21 protein-coding genes are annotated in these 18,893 nt (G+C 72.6%); 7 read left to right on the forward strand and 14 right to left on the reverse strand.

From position 1 onward, the window contains the following. The first annotated feature begins 60 nt into the window (after positions 1-60). The gene (locus ACGF3A_RS19605) at positions 61-1,224 is read left to right on the forward strand and encodes a serine hydrolase domain-containing protein (RefSeq protein WP_393731425.1); all 1,164 of its coding nucleotides are present in this window, start codon (positions 61-63) and stop codon (positions 1,222-1,224) included. A 15-nt stretch (positions 1,225-1,239) separates the two neighbouring features. On the opposite strand, the gene ACGF3A_RS19610 is transcribed toward ACGF3A_RS19605, so the two are convergent. The 4 genes from ACGF3A_RS19610 to ACGF3A_RS19625 form a co-directional block, all read right to left on the reverse strand. Continuing rightward, on the reverse strand, positions 1,240-1,614 hold the full coding sequence (locus ACGF3A_RS19610; protein WP_393731427.1) for a hypothetical protein: 375 nt from the start codon (positions 1,612-1,614) through the stop codon (positions 1,240-1,242). After that, on the reverse strand, positions 1,611-1,829 hold the full coding sequence (locus tag ACGF3A_RS19615) for a hypothetical protein (protein WP_344528977.1): 219 nt from the start codon (positions 1,827-1,829) through the stop codon (positions 1,611-1,613). Before ACGF3A_RS19615 ends, ACGF3A_RS19610 begins: the two co-directional genes overlap by 4 nt. Before the next feature lie 67 nt (positions 1,830-1,896). Continuing rightward, a complete protein-coding gene (locus ACGF3A_RS19620; protein WP_393731430.1) occupies positions 1,897-2,835 on the reverse strand; it encodes a DMT family transporter in 939 nt (312 codons plus the stop codon). Between the two features lie 262 nt (positions 2,836-3,097). Next, positions 3,098-3,991: a LysR family transcriptional regulator gene (locus tag ACGF3A_RS19625; protein WP_393731432.1), complete on the reverse strand. Its 894-nt coding sequence runs from the start codon at positions 3,989-3,991 to the stop codon at positions 3,098-3,100. Positions 3,992-4,088: 97 nt separating this feature from the next. On the opposite strand from ACGF3A_RS19625, the gene ACGF3A_RS19630 reads away from it, so the two are divergent. From ACGF3A_RS19630 to ACGF3A_RS19640, 3 genes are read left to right on the forward strand one after another with little or no spacing between them, the layout of a single operon-like run. Continuing rightward, the gene (locus ACGF3A_RS19630; protein WP_393731434.1) at positions 4,089-4,817 is read left to right on the forward strand and encodes a succinate dehydrogenase cytochrome b subunit; all 729 of its coding nucleotides are present in this window, start codon (positions 4,089-4,091) and stop codon (positions 4,815-4,817) included. 2 nt (positions 4,818-4,819) lie between these two features. Next, positions 4,820-6,793: a fumarate reductase/succinate dehydrogenase flavoprotein subunit gene (locus tag ACGF3A_RS19635; protein ID WP_393731436.1), complete on the forward strand. Its 1,974-nt coding sequence runs from the start codon at positions 4,820-4,822 to the stop codon at positions 6,791-6,793. Beyond that, positions 6,790-7,530 (forward strand): succinate dehydrogenase/fumarate reductase iron-sulfur subunit, encoded by a 741-nt coding sequence (locus tag ACGF3A_RS19640; protein ID WP_393731438.1) that lies wholly within the window; start codon positions 6,790-6,792, stop codon positions 7,528-7,530. Before ACGF3A_RS19635 ends, ACGF3A_RS19640 begins: the two co-directional genes overlap by 4 nt. A 35-nt stretch (positions 7,531-7,565) precedes the next feature. Here ACGF3A_RS19640 and ACGF3A_RS19645 read toward each other — a convergent pair whose 3' ends face one another. Next, a complete protein-coding gene (locus ACGF3A_RS19645) occupies positions 7,566-7,970 on the reverse strand; it encodes a RidA family protein (RefSeq protein ID WP_393731897.1) in 405 nt (134 codons plus the stop codon). A 102-nt stretch (positions 7,971-8,072) separates the two neighbouring features. On the opposite strand from ACGF3A_RS19645, the gene ACGF3A_RS19650 reads away from it, so the two are divergent. Continuing rightward, positions 8,073-8,996: a LysR family transcriptional regulator gene (locus tag ACGF3A_RS19650; protein ID WP_393731440.1), complete on the forward strand. Its 924-nt coding sequence runs from the start codon at positions 8,073-8,075 to the stop codon at positions 8,994-8,996. Here the strand turns inward: ACGF3A_RS19650 and ACGF3A_RS19655 are convergent. The 9 genes from ACGF3A_RS19655 to hisD form a co-directional block, all read right to left on the reverse strand. Further along, on the reverse strand, positions 8,965-10,305 hold the full coding sequence (locus tag ACGF3A_RS19655) for a hypothetical protein (RefSeq protein ID WP_393731442.1): 1,341 nt from the start codon (positions 10,303-10,305) through the stop codon (positions 8,965-8,967). The genes ACGF3A_RS19650 and ACGF3A_RS19655 overlap by 32 nt on opposite strands. Before the next feature lie 101 nt (positions 10,306-10,406). Next, on the reverse strand, positions 10,407-11,174 hold the full coding sequence (hisF, locus tag ACGF3A_RS19660; protein WP_393731444.1) for an imidazole glycerol phosphate synthase subunit HisF: 768 nt from the start codon (positions 11,172-11,174) through the stop codon (positions 10,407-10,409). Positions 11,175-11,202: 28 nt separating this feature from the next. Further along, positions 11,203-11,592: a RidA family protein gene (locus ACGF3A_RS19665; protein WP_393731446.1), complete on the reverse strand. Its 390-nt coding sequence runs from the start codon at positions 11,590-11,592 to the stop codon at positions 11,203-11,205. Then, positions 11,589-12,317, reverse strand: coding sequence for a bifunctional 1-(5-phosphoribosyl)-5-((5-phosphoribosylamino)methylideneamino)imidazole-4-carboxamide isomerase/phosphoribosylanthranilate isomerase PriA (gene priA / locus ACGF3A_RS19670; protein WP_393731448.1), 729 nt, complete (start codon positions 12,315-12,317; stop codon positions 11,589-11,591). The genes ACGF3A_RS19665 and priA overlap by 4 nt, the downstream gene beginning before the upstream one ends. A gap of 14 nt (positions 12,318-12,331) precedes the next feature. Then, entirely contained in the window at positions 12,332-12,973 is a 642-nt protein-coding gene (gene hisH / locus ACGF3A_RS19675) for an imidazole glycerol phosphate synthase subunit HisH (RefSeq protein WP_393731450.1), read from the reverse strand. Then, the gene (locus ACGF3A_RS19680) at positions 12,970-13,134 is read right to left on the reverse strand and encodes a hypothetical protein (protein ID WP_393731452.1); all 165 of its coding nucleotides are present in this window, start codon (positions 13,132-13,134) and stop codon (positions 12,970-12,972) included. The genes hisH and ACGF3A_RS19680 overlap by 4 nt, the downstream gene beginning before the upstream one ends. Continuing rightward, positions 13,131-13,727: an imidazoleglycerol-phosphate dehydratase HisB gene (gene hisB / locus ACGF3A_RS19685; RefSeq protein ID WP_393731454.1), complete on the reverse strand. Its 597-nt coding sequence runs from the start codon at positions 13,725-13,727 to the stop codon at positions 13,131-13,133. Before hisB ends, ACGF3A_RS19680 begins: the two co-directional genes overlap by 4 nt. Continuing rightward, the gene (locus ACGF3A_RS19690; protein WP_393731456.1) at positions 13,724-14,860 is read right to left on the reverse strand and encodes a histidinol-phosphate transaminase; all 1,137 of its coding nucleotides are present in this window, start codon (positions 14,858-14,860) and stop codon (positions 13,724-13,726) included. Before ACGF3A_RS19690 ends, hisB begins: the two co-directional genes overlap by 4 nt. Then, positions 14,857-16,176 carry a histidinol dehydrogenase gene (gene hisD / locus ACGF3A_RS19695; protein ID WP_393731458.1) on the reverse strand — a complete coding sequence of 440 codons (1,320 nt, stop codon included), beginning with the start codon at positions 16,174-16,176 and terminating at the stop codon, positions 14,857-14,859. The genes ACGF3A_RS19690 and hisD overlap by 4 nt, the downstream gene beginning before the upstream one ends. A 177-nt stretch (positions 16,177-16,353) precedes the next feature. Here hisD and ACGF3A_RS19700 point away from each other — a divergent pair, with 177 nt between their 5' ends. Both ACGF3A_RS19700 and ACGF3A_RS19705 read left to right on the forward strand, forming a co-directional pair. Continuing rightward, entirely contained in the window at positions 16,354-17,973 is a 1,620-nt protein-coding gene (locus tag ACGF3A_RS19700; protein WP_393731460.1) for an oxidoreductase, read from the forward strand. A gap of 87 nt (positions 17,974-18,060) precedes the next feature. Next, entirely contained in the window at positions 18,061-18,879 is an 819-nt protein-coding gene (locus ACGF3A_RS19705) for an LON peptidase substrate-binding domain-containing protein (RefSeq protein ID WP_393731462.1), read from the forward strand. The last annotated feature ends 14 nt before the right edge of the window (positions 18,880-18,893 follow it).

Here is an 18,893-nt window from a genome sequence, read left to right on the forward strand (position 1 = left end):
GGGGTCGGGTTCGGGGCGTTCCCGGATGGCACGGGCACGAGGGGACGGAAGCCTGTCCGTATGACTTCCCTCTCCCGACGCGGGCTCCTCGCGGGCGTCGCGACCGCGACCGCGCTCGCGACGCTGGGCACGACCGGTCAGGCAAGCGCGGCGTCCGCGCTCCCGCCCCTCGACCCCGCCGCGCTGCGCGCCGCGATCGGCGATCTGCGCCACCCGCCCGCCGTCGCGGCCCAGCTGCGGGTCAGCGGCGCGGCGGGCCGGTGGTACGGCGCCTCCGGCGTCTCCGACACGGCGACGGGGCGGCCGGTGGGCCCGAACGACAAGGTGCGCGCCGGGAGCGTCACCAAGCCGTTCGTCGCCGTGGTCGTCCTCCAGCTCGCGCGGGAGGGCCGCGTCGCGCTCGACGCGCCCGTACGCCGCTACCTCCCGGAGTTGCTGCCCGGGACCGGCGCCTTCCGCCGGATCACCGTCGCGCAGCTGCTCGACCACACCAGCGGCATGCCCGACCACATCGGGCTCGCGCCGGACGGCACCCCCGAGGACGTACTGCGGCACCGCTTCGACAGCTGGACGCCGCCCCAGGTCGTGGCGACGGCGACCAAGCGCCCCCCGAAGTTCGAGCCGGGCACCAAGCAGGAGTACCGGGGCGTGAACTACATCCTGGCCGCGCTGGTCGCCGAGCGCGTGACGCGCCGCCCGTACGGCGCCGAGGTCCGCGACCGGGTGCTGCGCCCGCTGGGCCTGGGCCACACGGACCTGCCGTCGCTCTCGGGCCACGACACCGGAATCCACGGGCCGCATCTGCACGGCTACCTCGACATGACGGACGGGCGGCGCGAGGACATCACCGCGTACGACATGTCGAGCTCATGGGCGGAGGGGGAGCTCGTCACCACCACAGGGGACCTCACCCGCTTCCTCGCCGGGCTCTTCTCGGGGGCGCTGCTCCAGGGGCCGTGGCTGGAGCGGATGTTCACGCTGCCGCCCGACGGCGTACGGATGCTCGACGGCAGCCCGGCCCGCTACAGCACGGGCCTCCAGACCGCCACCGTCAACGGCGTCACCCTCTGGGGCAAGACCGGCGAGCAGTACGGCTACGGCACGGGCGCCTTCTCCACCCGCGACCAGCACCGCCGCCTCGTCTGGACCTTCACCCCGACCGGACTGGACGCCGACCGGGGCAAGATGAGCCAGCGCGTGGTGGAGGCGGCGACGGCGCGCTGACGCACGGCGGAGGGGCTATGTCTTCCAGTCCCGGAGACAGCGGGCTGTCCGGGAAAGGTCGGACCGTCCGGCCTCGGAGTCCTTGGTGAGCTTGGCGAGCGCCTGCGGAGGCGGATCGATGGGCTCCCCGGACTGCCCCATGTACTCCCAGGCGCACACGGCTCCGATCAGCCGGTTGTAGTCCTCGAAGGGCCTCAGCCGGACCATCGTTTCCAGAAGTACGGCGGCGCGGGTGGGCACCTCCTCGTAATAGACCTCACCGGCGAAGCGTTCGAACCGGTGCCTCTCCACCGCCGAGTGAAGAGCGCCCCAGTCCCGGAGCACCGGGTCCGAAGGCACATTGCTGGACTGGATTCCGAGGATCCAGCCCGCGTCGATGAAGAGGGTCACCGGTCTCCCTCGTCGAACATCTCGATGAACTCCGGGGCGAGCAGGGCGAACTTCTCGCTCGCGCCCTCGATGAACGACTGCCGCTGCCGCCGCCGGACGACGTCCTCGGTCAGTATGTCGTGGGCCAGACGCTTGATCGCCTTGCCCTGTTCTTTGGCCTCGGCGCGCAGCTCGGCCAGCTCTTCCTCGGTGAATTCGATCGTGATTCCAGGCATACGAGCAGGCTAATCATGGCGCAACCATGATCGCTACCGCCGTCACTACCACGAGCGAATCCGAAGCTCACCCCTCCCCCGCACGCCCCCTCCCCCGCACCGTGAGCAGCAGCAGGCCCGCGAGGACCAGGGCGACGCCTGTCCAGGCCCACAGGCCGAGGCGTTCGCCGACGACCAGGACGCCGAGGAGCGCCGCGACCACCGACTCCAGGAGCGTCAGGGTGGTCGCCGTGCTCGGGGTCGTACGGGCGAGGCCCGCGCCGAAGAGGACGTATGCGAGGCACATGGGCACGGTCGCGAGGTAGCCCGCGACGGCCAGGCCCCTCGGCTCGGTCAGCAGCGGGCCGCCCGTCAGGGCCAGTACGGGGAGCAGGAGCAGCGCGCCGAGCCCGAAGACGGCGCCCATCGCGGCGCGCGAGGAGTGGCGGCGCATCAGCCCCGAGCCGCAGCAGGTGTACGCGGCGTACGCGGCGCCGCCGAGCAGGCCGAGCGCGACGCCCGCGGCGGCGTGCGGCGCGCTCCCCTCGTGGCTCTCGCCGGTGAGGACGAGCAGGACGCAGCCGACGCCCGCGGCGAGGGTCGCCGCCGCCCAGCGGCGGGTGAGGCGGGTGCCGTCGAGGGTACGTTCGAGCAGCGCGGCGAAGACGGGCGAGGAGCCGATGGTGACGACGGTCCCGACGGCGACGCCCGCCCAGGCCATGGCCGTGTAGAAGGCGAGCGGGTAGACGGCGACGGCCAGGCCGCCGCACAGGACGCGCGGCAGCGCGCCCCCGCCGCCGCGCGGCACGGCGAACGCCGAGCGCCCCGCGAGGAGGAACGTGAGCAGGCCGCCGATGCCCATGGTGGCGGCGCCGATGGAGAGGGCCGAGGCCCCGGCCGGGGCGAGGCTGGCGACGGTGCCGGTCGTGCCCCACAGCGCGGCGGCGGTGAGGACGAGCAGCGGCCCGGACGCCGTCGCAGCGGGCGCGGGGGCGTAGGACGTACGAGAGGAAACGCGTTCGGACATGCGGGGAGACACCTGGTCCTGATCAGGGGGTCGGCTGCGGGCGGTCGCGTGAGGGCGCAGCGGACCACGGCGGCGACGTCAGGGACGTCCGCGCCTGTCAGGGTGCTCGGAAGCGTCTGGTGGGTGCGCCCTCAGAGGGACGCGGGGGGCGGTGTGACCGTGTGCCAGTACGTGGTGTCCATGGCGGGGAGGGTAGCCCGCACGGCACGGGCCACGTCACCCCGTCCGTATGCTGGCCGCGGCGCCCGCCGATGAACCGCCCTCACCCCTCCCCGCCCCGCAGCCGCTCCGTGAGGATCCGTTGCAGCTCGCGTGCCGCGCGGGGCGGGGAGACGTCGCCTCGGTGGGCGACGGAGATCGTGCGGTGCAGGCCCGGCGACGCGAAGCGGGTGGCGCGGAGGCCCGCGCGGTCGGCGACCATGCCGGGGACCACGGCGATGCCCAGTCCCGCCCGTACGAACGCGAGGACCGCGTCCATCTCTCCTCCCTCGACGCCCATGACCGGCTCGAAGCCCGCCTCGCGGCACGCGGCGACCGTGAACTCCCGCAGGTCGTACCCCCGGCGGAACATCGCCAGCGGGCGGTCCCGGAGGTCCTCCACGCGGATACGGGTGCGCCGCACCGGCGGCGGCGCGTCCGGGGCCGAGACGACGACCAGCTCCTCGCGCAGCAGCTCGGAGGTGTGCAGGACGGGGGCCTGCCCGTGGAGCGGGGTGATGATCAGGGCGAGGTCCAGCTCGCCCGCGGCCAGCACCCGCACCAGGTCCTGCGAGCCGTCCTCGTGGACGACGAGGTCGACGCCCGGGTAGGCGTCGTGGAAGGCGCGGAGCACGTCGGGGACGAGGCTCGCGCAGAGGCTCGGCGTCGCCCCGAGCCGCACCCGGCCGCGCTGGAGGCGGGCGACCTCCTGGACCTCGCGGCGCGCGGTCTCCGTGTCGGCGAGGATGCGGCGGGCCAGCGGCAGCAGCGCCTCGCCCGCGTCCGTCAGCGAGATGTGGCCGCGTGCGCGGTGGAACAGCTCGGCGCCCAGCTCCCGTTCGAGCGCGCGGATCTGCTGGGAGAGCGAGGGCTGCGCGACGTGCTCGCGCTGCGCGGCGCGGGTGAAGTGGCGGGTGTCGGCGACGGCAGCGAAGTACCGGAGCTGCTGGAGCTGCATGGGAACAGCGTAATCAAGATTCATAGGCACTGGCTATCCATCGCAGCATTTCTATGTCTTGGACTGATGCCACCCGCGCTCCCTACCGTCGGTGTCCATGGCACTGGCAACGCGAACGAGCGCGCGTACGGGAAGGGCTCCCGGTCCCCGGAAGGGGCCCCTGCGCACCCTCTGGTCCTCGACGATCGGCAAGAAGACCGTCATGGCCGTCACCGGACTGGCCATGCTGGCCTACCTCGTCGCGCACATGCTGGGCAATCTCAAGGTCTTCTTCGGCCCCGACGAGATGAACGGCTACGCGCACTGGCTGCGCACCATCGGCGGCCCCGTGCTCCACTACGAGTGGTTCCTCTGGGTCGTCCGCGTCGGGCTGCTCGCGGCCGTGGTGCTGCACGGCGTCAGCGCGTACCAGCTCAGCCGCCGCGACCTGGCGGCCCGCCCCGTGAAGTACGCGCACACCCGCGCCCGTACGAGCTATGCGACGCGGACCATGCGCTGGGGCGGCGTGATCCTCGCGCTCTTCATCGTCTGGCACATCCTCGACCTGACGACCGGCACCGTGAACCCGCGCGGCCAGCACGGGCATCCGTACGAGAACGTCGTCGCGACCTTCGACACCTGGTACGGCAACGTCATCTACGTCGTCGCCGTGACCGCCGTCGGCTTCCACATCCGGCACGGCTTCTGGGGCGCGGCCCAGACCCTCGGTGTCACACGCCCGGGTGCCTCGCGCGTCCTCAAGGCGACGGCGAACGTCCTCGCCGTCGTCCTCACCCTCGGATTCATCTCCGTCCCCCTCGGGGTCATGACGGGAGTCGTGAGCTGACCATGAACGCCAACACTGCCGATGCCCCCTACACCTCCTACGACACCGGCAAGCCGCTCGCCGACGCCAAGGCGCCCGACGGGCCGATCGCCGAGCGCTGGGACCGGCGGCGCTTCGAGGCGAAGCTCGTCAACCCGGCCAACCGCCGCAAGCGCACCGTCATCGTCGTCGGCACGGGCCTGGCGGGCGGCTCGGCGGGCGCGACGCTCGCCGAGCAGGGCTACCACGTCGTGCAGTTCTGCTACCAGGACTCGCCGCGCCGCGCCCACTCCGTCGCCGCGCAGGGCGGCATCAACGCCGCGAAGAACTACCGCAACGACGGCGACTCGGTCCACCGCCTCTTCTACGACACGGTCAAGGGCGGCGACTTCCGCTCCCGGGAGTCCAACGTCCACCGGCTCGCGGAGATCTCCGTCGAGATCATCGACCAGTGCGTGGCCCAGGGCGTGCCCTTCGCCCGCGAGTACGGCGGGCTGCTGGACACCCGCTCGTTCGGCGGCGTCCAGGTCTCCCGTACGTTCTACGCCCGCGGCCAGACGGGGCAGCAGCTGCTGCTCGGCGCGTACCAGGCGCTCTCCCGGCAGATCGCCGAGGGGAACGTGGAGATGCACCCGCGCACCGAGATGCTCGACCTGATCGTGGCGGGCGGCCGGGCGCGCGGCATCGTCGCCCGGGACCTGCTCACCGGCCGTGTCGACACCTACTTCGCGGACGCCGTCGTCCTCGCGACGGGCGGCTACGGCAACGTCTTCTACCTCTCCACCAACGCGAAGAACTCCAACGCGACCGCCGTGTGGCGGGCCCACCGGCGCGGCGCGTACTTCGCGAACCCCTGCTTCACTCAGATCCACCCCACCTGCATCCCGCGCTCGGGCGACCACCAGTCGAAGCTGACGCTGATGAGCGAGTCGCTGCGCAACGACGGCCGGATCTGGGTCCCCGAGCGGCACGGCGACGACCGCGAGCCGGGCGCGATCCCGGAGGCGGAACGGGACTACTACCTGGAGCGGCAGTACCCCTCGTTCGGCAACCTCGTCCCTCGCGACATCGCCTCGCGCGCCGCGAAGAACGTCTGCGACGAGGGGCGCGGCGTCGGCCCCGGCGGCCAGGGCGTCTACCTCGACTTCGCCGACGCGATCGCCCGGCTGGGCCGGGACGCCGTCGAGGAGAGGTACGGCAACCTCTTCGACATGTACGCCCGCATCACCGCGGAGGACCCGTACAGCCGCCCCATGCGGATCTATCCGGCCATCCACTACACGATGGGCGGCCTGTGGGTCGACTACGACCTGATGACCACGGTTCCCGGCCTCTTCGCCATCGGCGAGGCCAACTTCTCCGACCACGGCGCCAACCGCCTCGGCGCCTCCGCGCTGATGCAGGGCCTGGCCGACGGCTACTTCATCCTTCCGGCCACGCTGGGCGACTACCTCGCGCGCACGCCGAGCGCGGAACTGGAGCCGCTCGACGAGGACCACCCCTCGGTGCACGAGGCGGTCTACGAGGTCACCGACCGCCTCTACCACCTGCTCTCCGCCAACGGCGACCGCACGCCCGACTCCTTCCACCGCGAGCTGGGCGAACTGATGTGGGAGCACTGCGGGATGTCCCGTACGGACGCGGGCCTGCGCAAGGCCCTGGACCGCATCCCGGCGCTGCGCGAGGAGTTCTGGGAGCGCATCCGCATCCCCGGCAACGGCCGCCGGCTCAACCAGTCCCTGGAGAAGGCCAACCGGGTCGCCGACCACCTCGAACTCGCCGAGCTGATGTGCCTGGACGCGCTCCACCGCACGGAGTCCTGCGGCGGCCACTTCCGCGAGGAGAGCCGCACGGAGGACGGCGAGGCCGCGCGGCGGGACGAGGACTTCTCGTACGCGGCAGCCTGGGAGTTCACGGGAACGGGCAGGGCGCCCGTGCTCCACGAGGAGGCCCTGGACTTCGAGTACGTACACCCCACCCAGCGGAGCTACACGTGAAATTGACGCTGCGCATCTGGCGCCAGGAGGACCCCGAGTCGGACGGGGCGATGCGGACGTACGAGGTCGAGGACATCTCCCCCGACATGTCGTTCCTGGAGATGCTCGACACGCTCAACGAGGAACTGATCCTCAAGGGCGAGGAGCCGGTCGCCTTCGACCACGACTGCCGCGAGGGCATCTGCGGCGCCTGCGGCATGGTGATCAACGGCCAGGCCCACGGCCCCGAGCGGACCACCACCTGCCAGCTCCATATGCGGCACTTCAGGGACGGCGACACGGTCGACATCGAGCCCTGGCGTGCCGCGGCCTTCCCCGTGGTGCGGGACCTGGTGGTGGACCGCTCGGCCTTCGACCGCGTCATCGGCGCGGGCGGCTACGTCACGGCGCCCACGGGCAGCGCGCCCGAGGCGCACGCGACGCCGGTGCCGAAACCGGCCGCCGACGCCGCGTTCGCGCACGCGGAGTGCATCGGCTGCGGCGCGTGCGTCGCCGCCTGCCCCAACGGCTCCGCGATGCTCTTCACCTCGGCGAAGGTCAACCATCTCAACTCCCTCCCGCAGGGCGCCCCCGAGCGGGAGTCCCGGGTGCTGGACATGGTGGCCCAGATGGACGCCGAGGGCTTCGGCGGCTGCACCCTCGCCGGAGAGTGCGCCACGGCCTGCCCGAAGGGCATCCCGATGCCGTCCATCGCGAAAATGAACCGCGAGTTCCTGAGGGCGGCAACCAAAGGCTGAGCAGGGGCTGCCCCCGATGCCGGGTGCGGGGGGCTTCAGGGGGCCAGGGCGAAGGCCTCGATCTCCAGGAGGAGGTCGGGGCGGAAGAGCCGGGAGACCTCTACCGCGCTGCTCGCCGGAGGGCGGGCCGTGTCGACGTACTCGTCCCGCACCGTGCGGATCGCGGGCAGAAAGGCGATGTCCGTGACGAAGTACGTCAGCTTGACGACCTCGTCGAAGCCGACGCCCGCCGAAGCAAGGCAGCGGCGCAGGTTCTCGAAGACCTGGCGGGCCTGCGCCTCCGGGTCGCCCTCCCCCACCAGGTTCCCGTGCCGGTCCAGCGCGATCTGTCCGGCCACCGTGACCAGCCGCCCGGTGCCCGTCACCACGTTCGTGTAGCCGTTGCCCGCGACGACGCCCTCGGGCTCGGGGATGTGTGTGATCTCGACCTTCTCGCTCATGGGGCTCATACGGAGATCCTCACTCGCCACCCACCCATCGCACCAGCGCATATCCCGCAGAGGAGCGATGCGCACCGCGCATACCTCATCTAGGGTGCCGCCATGGACGTCACCGCGCTCCGCTCGTTCTCCGAGGTCTGCCGCCGCGGCTCGATCAGTTCGGCCGCCCAGGCGCTCGGGTACACGCAGTCCGCGCTCTCCCGGCACATCGCCTCCCTGGAGACCCGGCTGCGGGCCCCGCTGCTGTGCCGCCACGCGCGCGGCGTACGGCCCACGCCCGCGGGCGCCGCGCTGCTGGAGCACGCGACGGCGATCCTCGCCCAGTTCGACCGCGCGGAGCGCGAGGTCGCGGCCGTCGCGCGGTACGGCACGGCGGCGGCCCGTATCCGCGTCGGCGCCGTGCCCTCGGCCTCGGCGTCGCTGCTGCCGGAGGCGCTGACCGCGTTCACGGCCGAACGCCCGGCCGTACGGGTCGAGTTCACCGAGGACGTCACCCCGCGGCTGCTGCCCCGGCTGCTCGACGGGGAGCTGGACGTCGCCGTCCTCACCGACTACCCGCCGGGCCTGCCCGCGCACGAGGGCCTGCGTGCCGTCCATCTGCTCGACGACGAGCTCCTCTGCGCCCTGCCCCGCGACCACCGGCTCGCGGACCCCGACGCGGGAGACCTCGATCTGGCCGAACTGGCCGAGGAGACCTGGGTCGAGGACTACGCGGGCTCTGCCTCCGTCCTCGCCACGGCCTGCGCGCGGGCCGGGTTCACGCCGCGCATCGACATCCGGTGCGGGGGCTGGCTCGGCAAGCAGGCGTTCGTGGCGGCGGGCCTCGGCGTGCTGCTCGCCCCGTCCCTGCTCCTCCCCGCCTTCCGCCCCGACCTGGCGATCCGCCGCCTGAGCGAACCCCCGTTCCGCAGCGTGTACGCGGTCCTCCAGCAGCGCCACTCGGCCCCACCGGACGCCTCCGCGGCCTTCGTCGAGGCCCTGCGGGACGTCGCCGTCAGGTCAGGTGGCGCAGGATCCAGTCGGTGAGGGCCGGGCGTGCGGCGCCGTGCTCGGAGTTCTCCGTGTCGCACAGGAACGCGTCCAGCTCGCTGCGCTCGGGAGGCAGTGCCGAGATGTCCTCGTAGAGGTCGACCGGCCAGGAGACCGGGTCGTGGTCGAGGGCGACCGCGCTCACGGCGGGCACGAAGCAGCTGTGCCGGTAGGCGTCGTTGCCGACCTTCGCGCCGAGCGCGTCGGCGAGCAGCCCGTACGACTCCAGTGTGCCGCCCGGCGCCCCGTCGAACGGCGGTACGTGCGACGTCGTCACCGACCGCCACTCGTCGAGCCCGCGCATCCGCCCCGTGAACCGGCCCTCGCCGTACGCGGGCTGGGTGCGGACCACCGCCTGGAGCTGCCCGGCCAGCTCCGTCCAGTCGAGGACGGGCGCGTCCGGCGGTACCTCGCGCCCGGTGCCGAGGCCGCTGCCGTTCGCGACGCCGAACCGGTGCGGGACGCGCGGGAACCAGCCCACCCGGCGCAGCTCGCGCAGGAACTCCGCACGCAGCGGGCTCGCGGTGGCGACGGGGCCCGGCGTAGCCGCGCCGGGCACCCAGCCCCACAGCAGCTGCTGCGCGGCGGGGCTGCGGACCAGCGCGGCCTGGGCGCGGTCGCCGCCCGGGTCGAGCGCCTCGAAGAAGTACGCGAGCTGCTGGAGGAGCAGCGGGATCACGGCGCCGTTGTGCGGCACGTCGTAGGAGAGGTAGACGCCCGCCCTGTGGTCCTCGCCGTCGTGCTCCATGCGGGCCAGGGCGTAGCGGGTGACGAGGCCGCCCATGCCGACGCCGCCGACGGTCAGCGGCTCGTAGCCGGACTGCCGTGCGACGGCCTTGCGGACGCAGCTCACCGCGACCCCGGCGTTGGCCTGGAGCGACGCCTGCCGCTCGGCGAAGCCCAGCAGCACGACGTCGACGCCCGACGCGCGCAGCGCGTCGAACAGCTCCCTGAAGTGCCCGTAGAGCGCCGGGAGATCGCTGGGCCCGTGGCCGAAGCCGTCGGCGAAGACCATCGGGCGGACGAGCGCGGTACGGCCCGGCGTGCCCCGCGCGGGGTGGACGTCGGCGGTGCCGCGCGCCCGGCCCCAGGCGGCGGTCAGCTCCCAGCTCTCCTCGGGCTCGACGCGGCCCTCCGCGTAGGGCCGGGGCGCCAGCAGCACCCCGTGCGGAACGGCCGCCGCCACGGTCGCCGCGTCGGGGAGCGGCGCCTCCCCCGAACTCCACGGCGCGAACGAGACGTCGAGGCGTGCTTCACCGTTCTCGGACATGTCATCGGACGTGTCATCGGACGTGTCATCGGACATGGCGGCCGCCTTCGTGGGTCGACGCGTCGCATCGTAGTGAGGCGCTCCCCCCGCGGTCATGCGCCGATAGGCGCAGTCACGCCGCGGTGAAGGCGGCGGGGTCAGCGCACCGGGTGGCCGCTCTCCCGCAGCGTCTCCTTGACCTGGCCGATGCGCAGGTCCCCGAAGTGGAAGACGGACGCGGCGAGCACCGCGTCGGCGCCCGCTTCGATCGCGGGCGGGAAGTGGCCCAGCTCGCCCGCGCCGCCGCTGGCGATCACGGGGATGCCGACGTGCGCGCGGACGGCGGCGATCATCTCGGTGTCGTAGCCGTCCTTGGTGCCGTCGGCGTCCATCGAGTTGAGCAGGATCTCGCCCGCGCCCAGCTCGGCCGCGCGGTGCGCCCACTCGACGGCGTCGATGCCGGTGCCGCGCCGCCCGCCGTGGGTCGTCACCTCGAAGGCTCCCGAGCCCGAGCCGGATTCTGTGCGGCGCGCGTCCACCGACAGCACCAGCACCTGGCTCCCGAACCGCTCGGCGATCTCCCGGATCAGCTCGGGACGGCCGATGGCGGCGGTGTTGACCCCGACCTTGTCGGCCCCGGCGCGCAGCAGCCTGTCGACGTCCTCGACCGTACGGACGCCGCCGCCCACCGTCAGCGGGATGAACACCTGCTCGGCGGTGCGCCGCACCACGTCGTACGTCGTCTCGCGGTCGCCCGAGGAGGCGGTGATGTCGAGGAACGTCAGCTCGTCGGCGCCCTCCGCGTCGTACACCTTCGCCATCTCCACCGGGTCACCGGCGTCGCGCAGGTTCTGGAAGTTGACGCCCTTGACGACCCGGCCGGCGTCCACGTCCAGGCAGGGGATGACTCGGACCGCGAGGGTCATGTGCTTCAGGCTCCTCGTGCTGTGCCGTTCAGACTTCTCGGAATGCTTCGACTTCGACCTCGACGAGGATGCGGGAGTCGACGAACCCCGTGACCACGACCATCGTCGTCACGGGGCGGGCCGCGCCGAACGCCTCCGCGTGGGCCCTGCCCACCGCGTCCACGTCGCGGCTGTGCGTCAGATACAGCCGGGTGCGTATCACCGCGTCCGCGCCGAGCCCGAACTCCCCGAGCGCCGCGAGCGCGTTCTCGCAGGCCACGCGGGTCTGCTCGTACGGGTCGCCCTCGCCGTGCAGCACCTTCCCGCGGAACGCGGTGGTGCCGCCGACGAGCACGCGGTCCCCGGCCGCCACGGCGCGTGCGAATCCGAACTCCTCTTCCCAGGGACTTCCGCTCTGCACACGCCGTACGTCCGTCATCCCGCAACCGCCTCCAACGCCTCTTCCAGGGTGAACGCCTTGGCGTACAGCGCCTTGCCGACGATCGCGCCCTCCACGCCCTCAGGTACCAGACTCGCGATCGCCCGCAGATCGTCAAGGGAGGAGACTCCGCCACTGGCGACCACGGGCCGGTCGGTGGCCGCGCAGACGTCGCGCAGGAGCTGGAGGTTGGGGCCCTGGAGGGTGCCGTCCTTGGCGATGTCGGTGACGACGTAGCGCGCGCAGCCCTCCGCGTCGAGCCGTTCCAGCGTCTCGTAGAGGTCGCCGCCGTCGCGCGTCCAGCCGCGCCCGCGCAGCGTCGTCCCGCGTACGTCGAGGCCGACGGCGATCTTGTCGCCGTGCTCGGCGATGACCTTGGCGACCCACTCGGGGGTCTCCAGCGCGGCCGTGCCGAGGTTGACCCGCCGGCAGCCGGTGGCGAGGGCGGCGGCGAGCGAGGCGTCGTCGCGGATGCCGCCGGACAGCTCGACCTTGATGTCCATCGACCGGGCGACCTCCGCGATCCGCTCGCGGTTGTCCCCGGTGCCGAACGCGGCGTCCAGGTCGACGAGGTGCAGCCACTCGGCGCCCGCGCGCTGCCAGGCGAGGGCCGCCTCCAGCGGGTCGCCGTACGAGGTCTCGGAGCCGGACTCGCCGTGCACGAGGCGCACGGCCTGGCCGTCGCGGACGTCGACGGCGGGCAGAAGCTCAAGCGTGGTGCTCACAGGGCTCACGGGGCTCACAGGGTTCCGATCCAGTTGCTCAGCAGTTGCGCTCCGGCGTCGCCGGACTTCTCGGGGTGGAACTGGGTGGCCCACAGCGGACCGTTCTCGACGGCCGCGACGAACGGCTCGCCGTGCGTCGTCCAGCTCACCCTGGGCGGCGTCAGGAGCGGGTTGGCCGTCTCCAGCTCCCAGTCGTGGACGGCGTAGGAGTGCACGAAGTAGTAGCGCGCGTCGTCCGGCAGCCCGGCGAAGAGCCGCGAGCCCGCGGCGGCCTGCACCGTGTTCCAGCCCATGTGGGGGACGACGGGGGCCTTCAGCGGACCGACGGTTCCCGGCCATTCGTCGAGGCCCTCCGCCTCGTGGCCGTGCTCGACACCGCGCGCGAAGAGGATCTGCATGCCGACGCAGATGCCCATCACGGGCCGTCCGCCGGCCAGCCGCCGCCCGATGACCCAGTCGCCGCGCGCGGCGCGCAGCCCCTCGACGCAGGCGGCGAACGCGCCGACGCCGGGCACCAGCAGCCCGTCGGCGGCCATCGCCGTGTCGTAGTCCCGCGTGATCTCGACCTCGGCCCCGGCCCGTACGAGCGCGCGCTCGGCGGAACGGACGTTGCCGAAGCCGTAGTCGAAGACGACGACCTTCTTCGTGTCCGTCATGACCACCAGTCCAGCCGCAGGATCCCGGCGAGCAGCGCGAGCACGGAGGCGCCCGCGAGGAGCACGATCATGCCCTTGGGCAGCTTCTGCTTCCAGAACGAGACCGCGCCGCCCGCGAAGAAGAGCCCGACGAAGATGAGGAGTGCCGAGAGGCCGCTCACAGCGCGCCCTTGGTGGACGGAATGGTTCCCTTCTGGCGCGGGTCGATCTCGCTCGCGTACCGCAGCGCGCGGGCCAGGGCCTTGAACTGGCACTCGACGATGTGGTGCGCGTTGCGCCCGTACGGCACGTGGACGTGCAGGGCGACCTGGGCCTGCGCGACGAACGACTCCAGTATGTGCCGGGTCATCGTCGTGTCGTACTCGGCGCCGATGAGCGGGGCCATGCCCTCGGGCTCGGTGTGCACGAGGTACGGGCGGCCCGAGAGGTCGACGGTGACCTGGGCCAGCGACTCGTCGAGCGGGACGGACGCGTTCGCGAAGCGGACGATGCCCTTCTTGTCGCCGAGCGCCTGCTTGAAGGCGGCGCCCAGCGCGAGCGCGGTGTCCTCGATGGTGTGGTGGCTGTCGATGTGCAGATCGCCGTCGGTCTTGACCGTGAGGTCGAAGAGCCCGTGGCGGCCGAGCTGGTCGAGCATGTGGTCGTAGAAGCCCACCCCGGTCGAGACATCGACCTGGCCGGTCCCGTCGAGGTCGATCTCGACCACGACCGAGGTCTCCTTGGTGGTGCGCTCCACGCGGCCTCTGCGCGTCATCGTTCGCTCTTCTCCTTGAGGTCCTTCGTCACGGCTCGCACCGCTTCGAGGAATGCGTCGTTCTCCTCCGGGGTCCCGGTGGACACCCGCAGCCAGCCCGGCACCCCGTTGTCCCGTACGAGCACGCCGTGGGCGAGCAGCGCCGCCCAGGCTTCGTGGGCGTCAGCGAACGTGCCGAACTGCACGAAGTTGGCGTCGGACGCGGTGACGTCGCATCCGAGCGCGCGCAGTTCGGTCACCAGCCGGTCCCGTTCGGACTTGAGCTGCTCGACGTACCCGAGCAGCGTATCGGTGTGTTCGAGCGCGGCGAGCGCGGTGGCCTGGGTGACGGAGGACAGGTGGTACGGCAGCCGCACGAGCTGCACCGCGTCCACCACCGCCGGGTCGGCGGCGAGATAGCCGAGCCGCAGCCCGGCCGCGCCGAACGCTTTGGACATGGTGCGCGACAGCACCAGCGTGGGGCGGCCCTCGATCAGCGGCAGCAGCGAGGGGCCGTGCGAGAACTCGCCGTACGCCTCGTCGACCACGACCAGCGCGCCGCGCCCGGGACGGGCCGCCTGCGCGGCCTCGTAGAGCGCGAGGACGGTCGCCTCGTCCACGGCGGTGCCCGTCGGGTTGTTCGGCGAGCAGATGAAGACGACGTCCGGCGCGCGCTCCGTGATGGTGCGGACGGCGGCCTCGACGTCGATGGTGAAGTCCTCGTGGCGCGGCCCGGAGAGCCAGCCGGTGCCGGTGCCGCGCGAGATGAGGGCGTGCATCGAGTACGAGGGCTCGAAGCCGATCGCCGTACGCCCGGGGCCGCCGAAGGTCTGCAGGAGCTGCTGGATGACCTCGTTCGACCCGTTGGCCGCCCAGACGTTCTCGGCGCCGACGGTGTGCCCCGCCGTACGCGACAGATAGCGGGCAAGCTCGGTGCGCAGCTCGACCGCGTCCCTGTCGGGGTACCGGTTGAGGTGCCGGGCCGCCTCGGTGACGCGCTCGCCGATCCGCGCCACGAGCTCCTCGGGCAGCGGGTACGGGTTCTCGTTCGTGTTCAGCCGCACGGGGACGTCCAGCTGCGGGGCGCCGTACGGGGACTTGCCGCGCAGCTCGTCCCTGATGGGGAGGGAGTCGAGGGAGTCGATGGTGCTCACTTGCCGCTCTCCGGAGTGTCCGGGACCTTCCATCCGTACCTTGCCTTCAGCGCCGCGCCGTGCGCGGGCAGATCCTCCGCCTCGGCCAGCGTCACCACGTGGTGGGTGACATCGGCGAGGGCCTCCTTCGTGTACTCCACGACATGGATGCCGCGCAGGAACGACTGCACGGACAGGCCGGAGGAGTGGCAGGCGCAGCCGCCCGTGGGCAGCACGTGGTTGGACCCCGCCGCGTAGTCCCCGAGGGAGACGGGGGCGTAGGGGCCGACGAAGACCGCGCCCGCGTTGACAACCCGGGACGCCCAGTGCGCGGCGTCCTCGGTCTGGATCTCCAGGTGCTCGGCCGCGTACGCGTTCACCACGGCGAGGCCCTGCTCCAGGTCGTCGACGAGCACGATGCCGGACTGCCGCCCGGCCAGCGCCTCGGCGATCCGCTCGCGGTGCTTCGTGGCGGACACCTGGGTCTTCAGCTCGGCCTCGACGGCCTCGGCCAGCGCCTCGGAGGGGGTGACGAGGACGGCGGCGGCGACCACGTCGTGCTCGGCCTGGCTGATGAGGTCGGAGGCGACGTGCGCCGCCTCCGCGCTGTCGTCGGCGAGGACCGCGATCTCGGTCGGGCCCGCCTCGGAGTCGATGCCGATGACGCCCTTGAGCAGGCGCTTGGCCGCCGCGACGTAGATGTTCCCCGGGCCCGTGACGAGCTGGACGGGGGCGCACTCCTCCGTCCCGTACGCGAACATGGCCACGGCCTGGGCGCCGCCCGCCGCGTAGACCTCGTCCACGCCGAGCAGGGCGCAGGCGGCGAGGATCGTGGGGTGCGGGAGCCCGTCGAAATCGGCCTGCGGGGGCGAGGAGACGGCGAGCTTGCCGACCCCGGCCTCCTGCGCGGGCACCACGTTCATGACCACGGACGAGGGGTAGACGGCACGGCCGCCCGGCACGTACAGCCCCACGCGCTCCACGGGCACCCACCGCTCGGTGACGGTGCCGCCGGGGACGACCTGCGTGGTGGTGTCGGTGCGGCGCTGGTCCCGGTGGACGATCCGGGCCCGGCGGATGGACTCCTCCAGCGCCGCCCGTACGGCCGGGTCCAGCGTGGCGAGGGCCGAGCGGAGGGCCTCGGCCGGGACGCGCAGCCGCTCCAGCTTCACGCCGTCGAACTTCTCCGTGGCCTCGATCACCGCCGCCGCGCCACGATGCCGCACGTCGTCGCAGAGGGGGCGCACCTTCTCCAGGGCGGCCTCCACGTCCAGCTCGGCACGGGGCAGCAGGTCACGGTCGAGCGCGGAGCCGCGCAGATCGATTCGGGAGATCACACTCCCCAGTCTCTCAGACCCCGCGCAGCTGTCCGGCGCCCGTATCAGTGGCTGATACGGGCCCCAGGAGGTCTCCGGAGGCGATCGTCGCCACTAGCGTTCATCTGGTCACAGAGCGGGAAGGAAGCGTGACGACCGTCAAGGACACGAGGGGTAAAGAGGGGGAGGGGACGCGGCGTGAGCGATCCTGGGGACGTCGGCGATCCGCCGCCGGACGCCCGGCTGACCACCGCGGAGTGGGGCCTCTGGCAGGCGTTCCGCAACGGCAGCGAGCACGATCTGCGCAGCCGGGAGCCCGAGCTGGACGATCCCAACGGCGACCATCCGTGGGGGCCCGAGCGCACCGTGCGCGCCCGGGTGATCGCGCTGCTCCTGCTGCACGGCCCGCCCCCGCTGCTCGGCCGCGTGGCCTCGCTGCACCTGACCGGCGCGTACATCACGGGCTGCCTGGACATCTCCGGCGGCGTCGTGGAGCACTACTTCGAGCTGCGCCAGTGCCGCTTCGAGCAGGAGGTCAGGATGCCCGAGGCGCGGGTGCACACCGCGCGCTTCGTGGACTGCTTCGTCCCGCGCCTGGAGGGCGCCCGGCTCGCCACCGAGGGCGATCTGCACCTGCCCCGGTGCAGCATCCCCGACGGCATCAAGCTCACGGACGCCACCATCGGCACCGACCTGATGCTCAACGAGGCGACGATAGGCAGCGGCCGCCGCAGCCACGCCGTCTCCGCGGACGGCATCACCGTCTCCCAGGAGCTGCAGGCGAGCCTGCTGGTCACGGACGGGCTGGTGAGCCTGCGCGGCGCGACGGTCGGCAGCTCGCTGCACATGTTCGGCGCGGTGCTGCGCAACCGGCGCGGGCGGTACGCGCTGTACGCGCCGCAGATGACCGTCGAGCAGGTCGCGAGCTTCGCCGACGCGGGCCGCGCCAGCGCCCCGCAGATCTACGGCGCCACCCCGCCGACCGGCACGCGCTACGACTTCCACACCCAGGGCGGCACCAGGTGGCGCACCAAGCACTTCGAGTGCACGGGCGGCATCGTGCTGGACGACGGCCGGTTCGGCTCCTCGCTGGTGATCGAGAACGCGCGCCTCGACCTCCAGCGCGACCAGGAGCTGTCGCTGCGCCGGATCACCACCCCGGAGCTGACCTTCACGCCGCAGACGCCCGAGCGGGGCCTGATCGTGCTCTCCGGCGCGACGGTGGAGAAGCTCATGGACCGGACGCTGAGCTGGCCCCGGGACGAGCGCCTGTGGATGGCGGGCTTCACGTACCAGCTGGCCATCGCGAAGGAGGGCCACTTCAACGTCCGTGAGCGCCTCCACTGGGTGGAGACGGCCACGGCGGAGTACGCGCCGGAGCCGTACGAGCAGCTCGCGGCGATGTACCGCAACAGCGGCGAGGACACCAACGCGCGGATCGTCCTGCTGGCCAAGCAGCGCCGCCGCCGCGCGACACTGCCCGTCTTCGGCAAGGCCTGGGGCTATCTCCAGGACTGGACGGTGGCCTACGGGTACCGGCCGGGCCAGGCGGCGCTGTGGATGGGCTTCCTGTGGCTCACCGGCGCGCTGCTCTTCGAGGCCCACCGCCCGGAGGCCCTCAAGGGCGACGAGCACCCGCACTGGAACGCCGCGCTCTACACGCTGGACCTGCTCCTCCCGGTCATCTCCTTCGGCCAGGACGCGGCGTGGAACCCCGCGGGCGGCTACCAGTGGCTGGCCGCCGGGCTGATCCTGCTCGGCTGGATCCTGGCGACGACGGTGGCGACGGGGGCGACGCGGCTGCTGCGACGGCAGTAGGGAGGGCGGCGCCGGGACGGCATCAGGAGGAAGCGGAAATCACCGCTCCAGCTCTCTCACCCTTCAAAGGCTTTAGGCTTACCGGTTGTGACAACCGCCCTACCGCTCTTCCCCCTCAACACGGTGCTGTTCCCGGGCCTGGTCCTCCCCCTGAACATCTTCGAGCCGCGCTACCGCGCCCTCATGCGCGACCTCCTCGACCTGCCCGAGGACGCGCCACGCCGCTTCGGCGTGGTCGCCATCCGGGACGGCCGCGAGGTCGCCCCGACCGCGACCGGCCTGCCCGATTCCGCGCCGCTCCCCGGCACCGAGGCGGCGGCGGGCTTCGGCCCCGACCCGATCAAGTCGTTCTACACGGTGGGCTGCGTCGCCGACGCCTCCACCATCCGCGAGCGCGCGAACGGCGGCCCCGGCGGCGAGGAGCCCGAGCCGGGTCCGCCGGGCGCCGGCCCGGGCTCCGATCCGCGGACCAGCACCGCCGGGTACGAGGTGCTGGCGACCGGCACCACCCGTTTCCGGCTGCTCTCGGTCGACGCCAGCGGCCCGTATCTGATGGCCGAGACGGAGGAGATCCCCGAGGAGGAGGGCGACGGCGCCGGCGCCCTGGCCTCCGGAGTGCTGCGCGCCTTCCGCGGGTACCAGAAGCGGCTGGCCAGCGCCCGGGAGCGGACGCTGGCGACGGGCCAGGACCAGGACCTGCCGGACGACCCCTCGGTGGTCTCGTACCTCGTGGCGGCGGCGACGGTGCTGAGCACGCCCGCCAAGCAGCGCCTCCTCCAGGCGCCGGACACGGCGACGCGGCTGGCGGACGAGCTGAAGATCCTGCGCCGCGAGTCCTCCGTGATCGGCAAGCTCCCGTCGCTGCCGCTCGTGGACCTCACCCGCAACCCCACGAGCCCCAACTGAACCTGGCGGAACAT

The sequence above is a fragment of the Streptomyces sp. NPDC048172 genome (genome assembly GCF_043202595.1).
GTDB lineage: Bacteria > Actinomycetota > Actinomycetes > Streptomycetales > Streptomycetaceae > Streptomyces.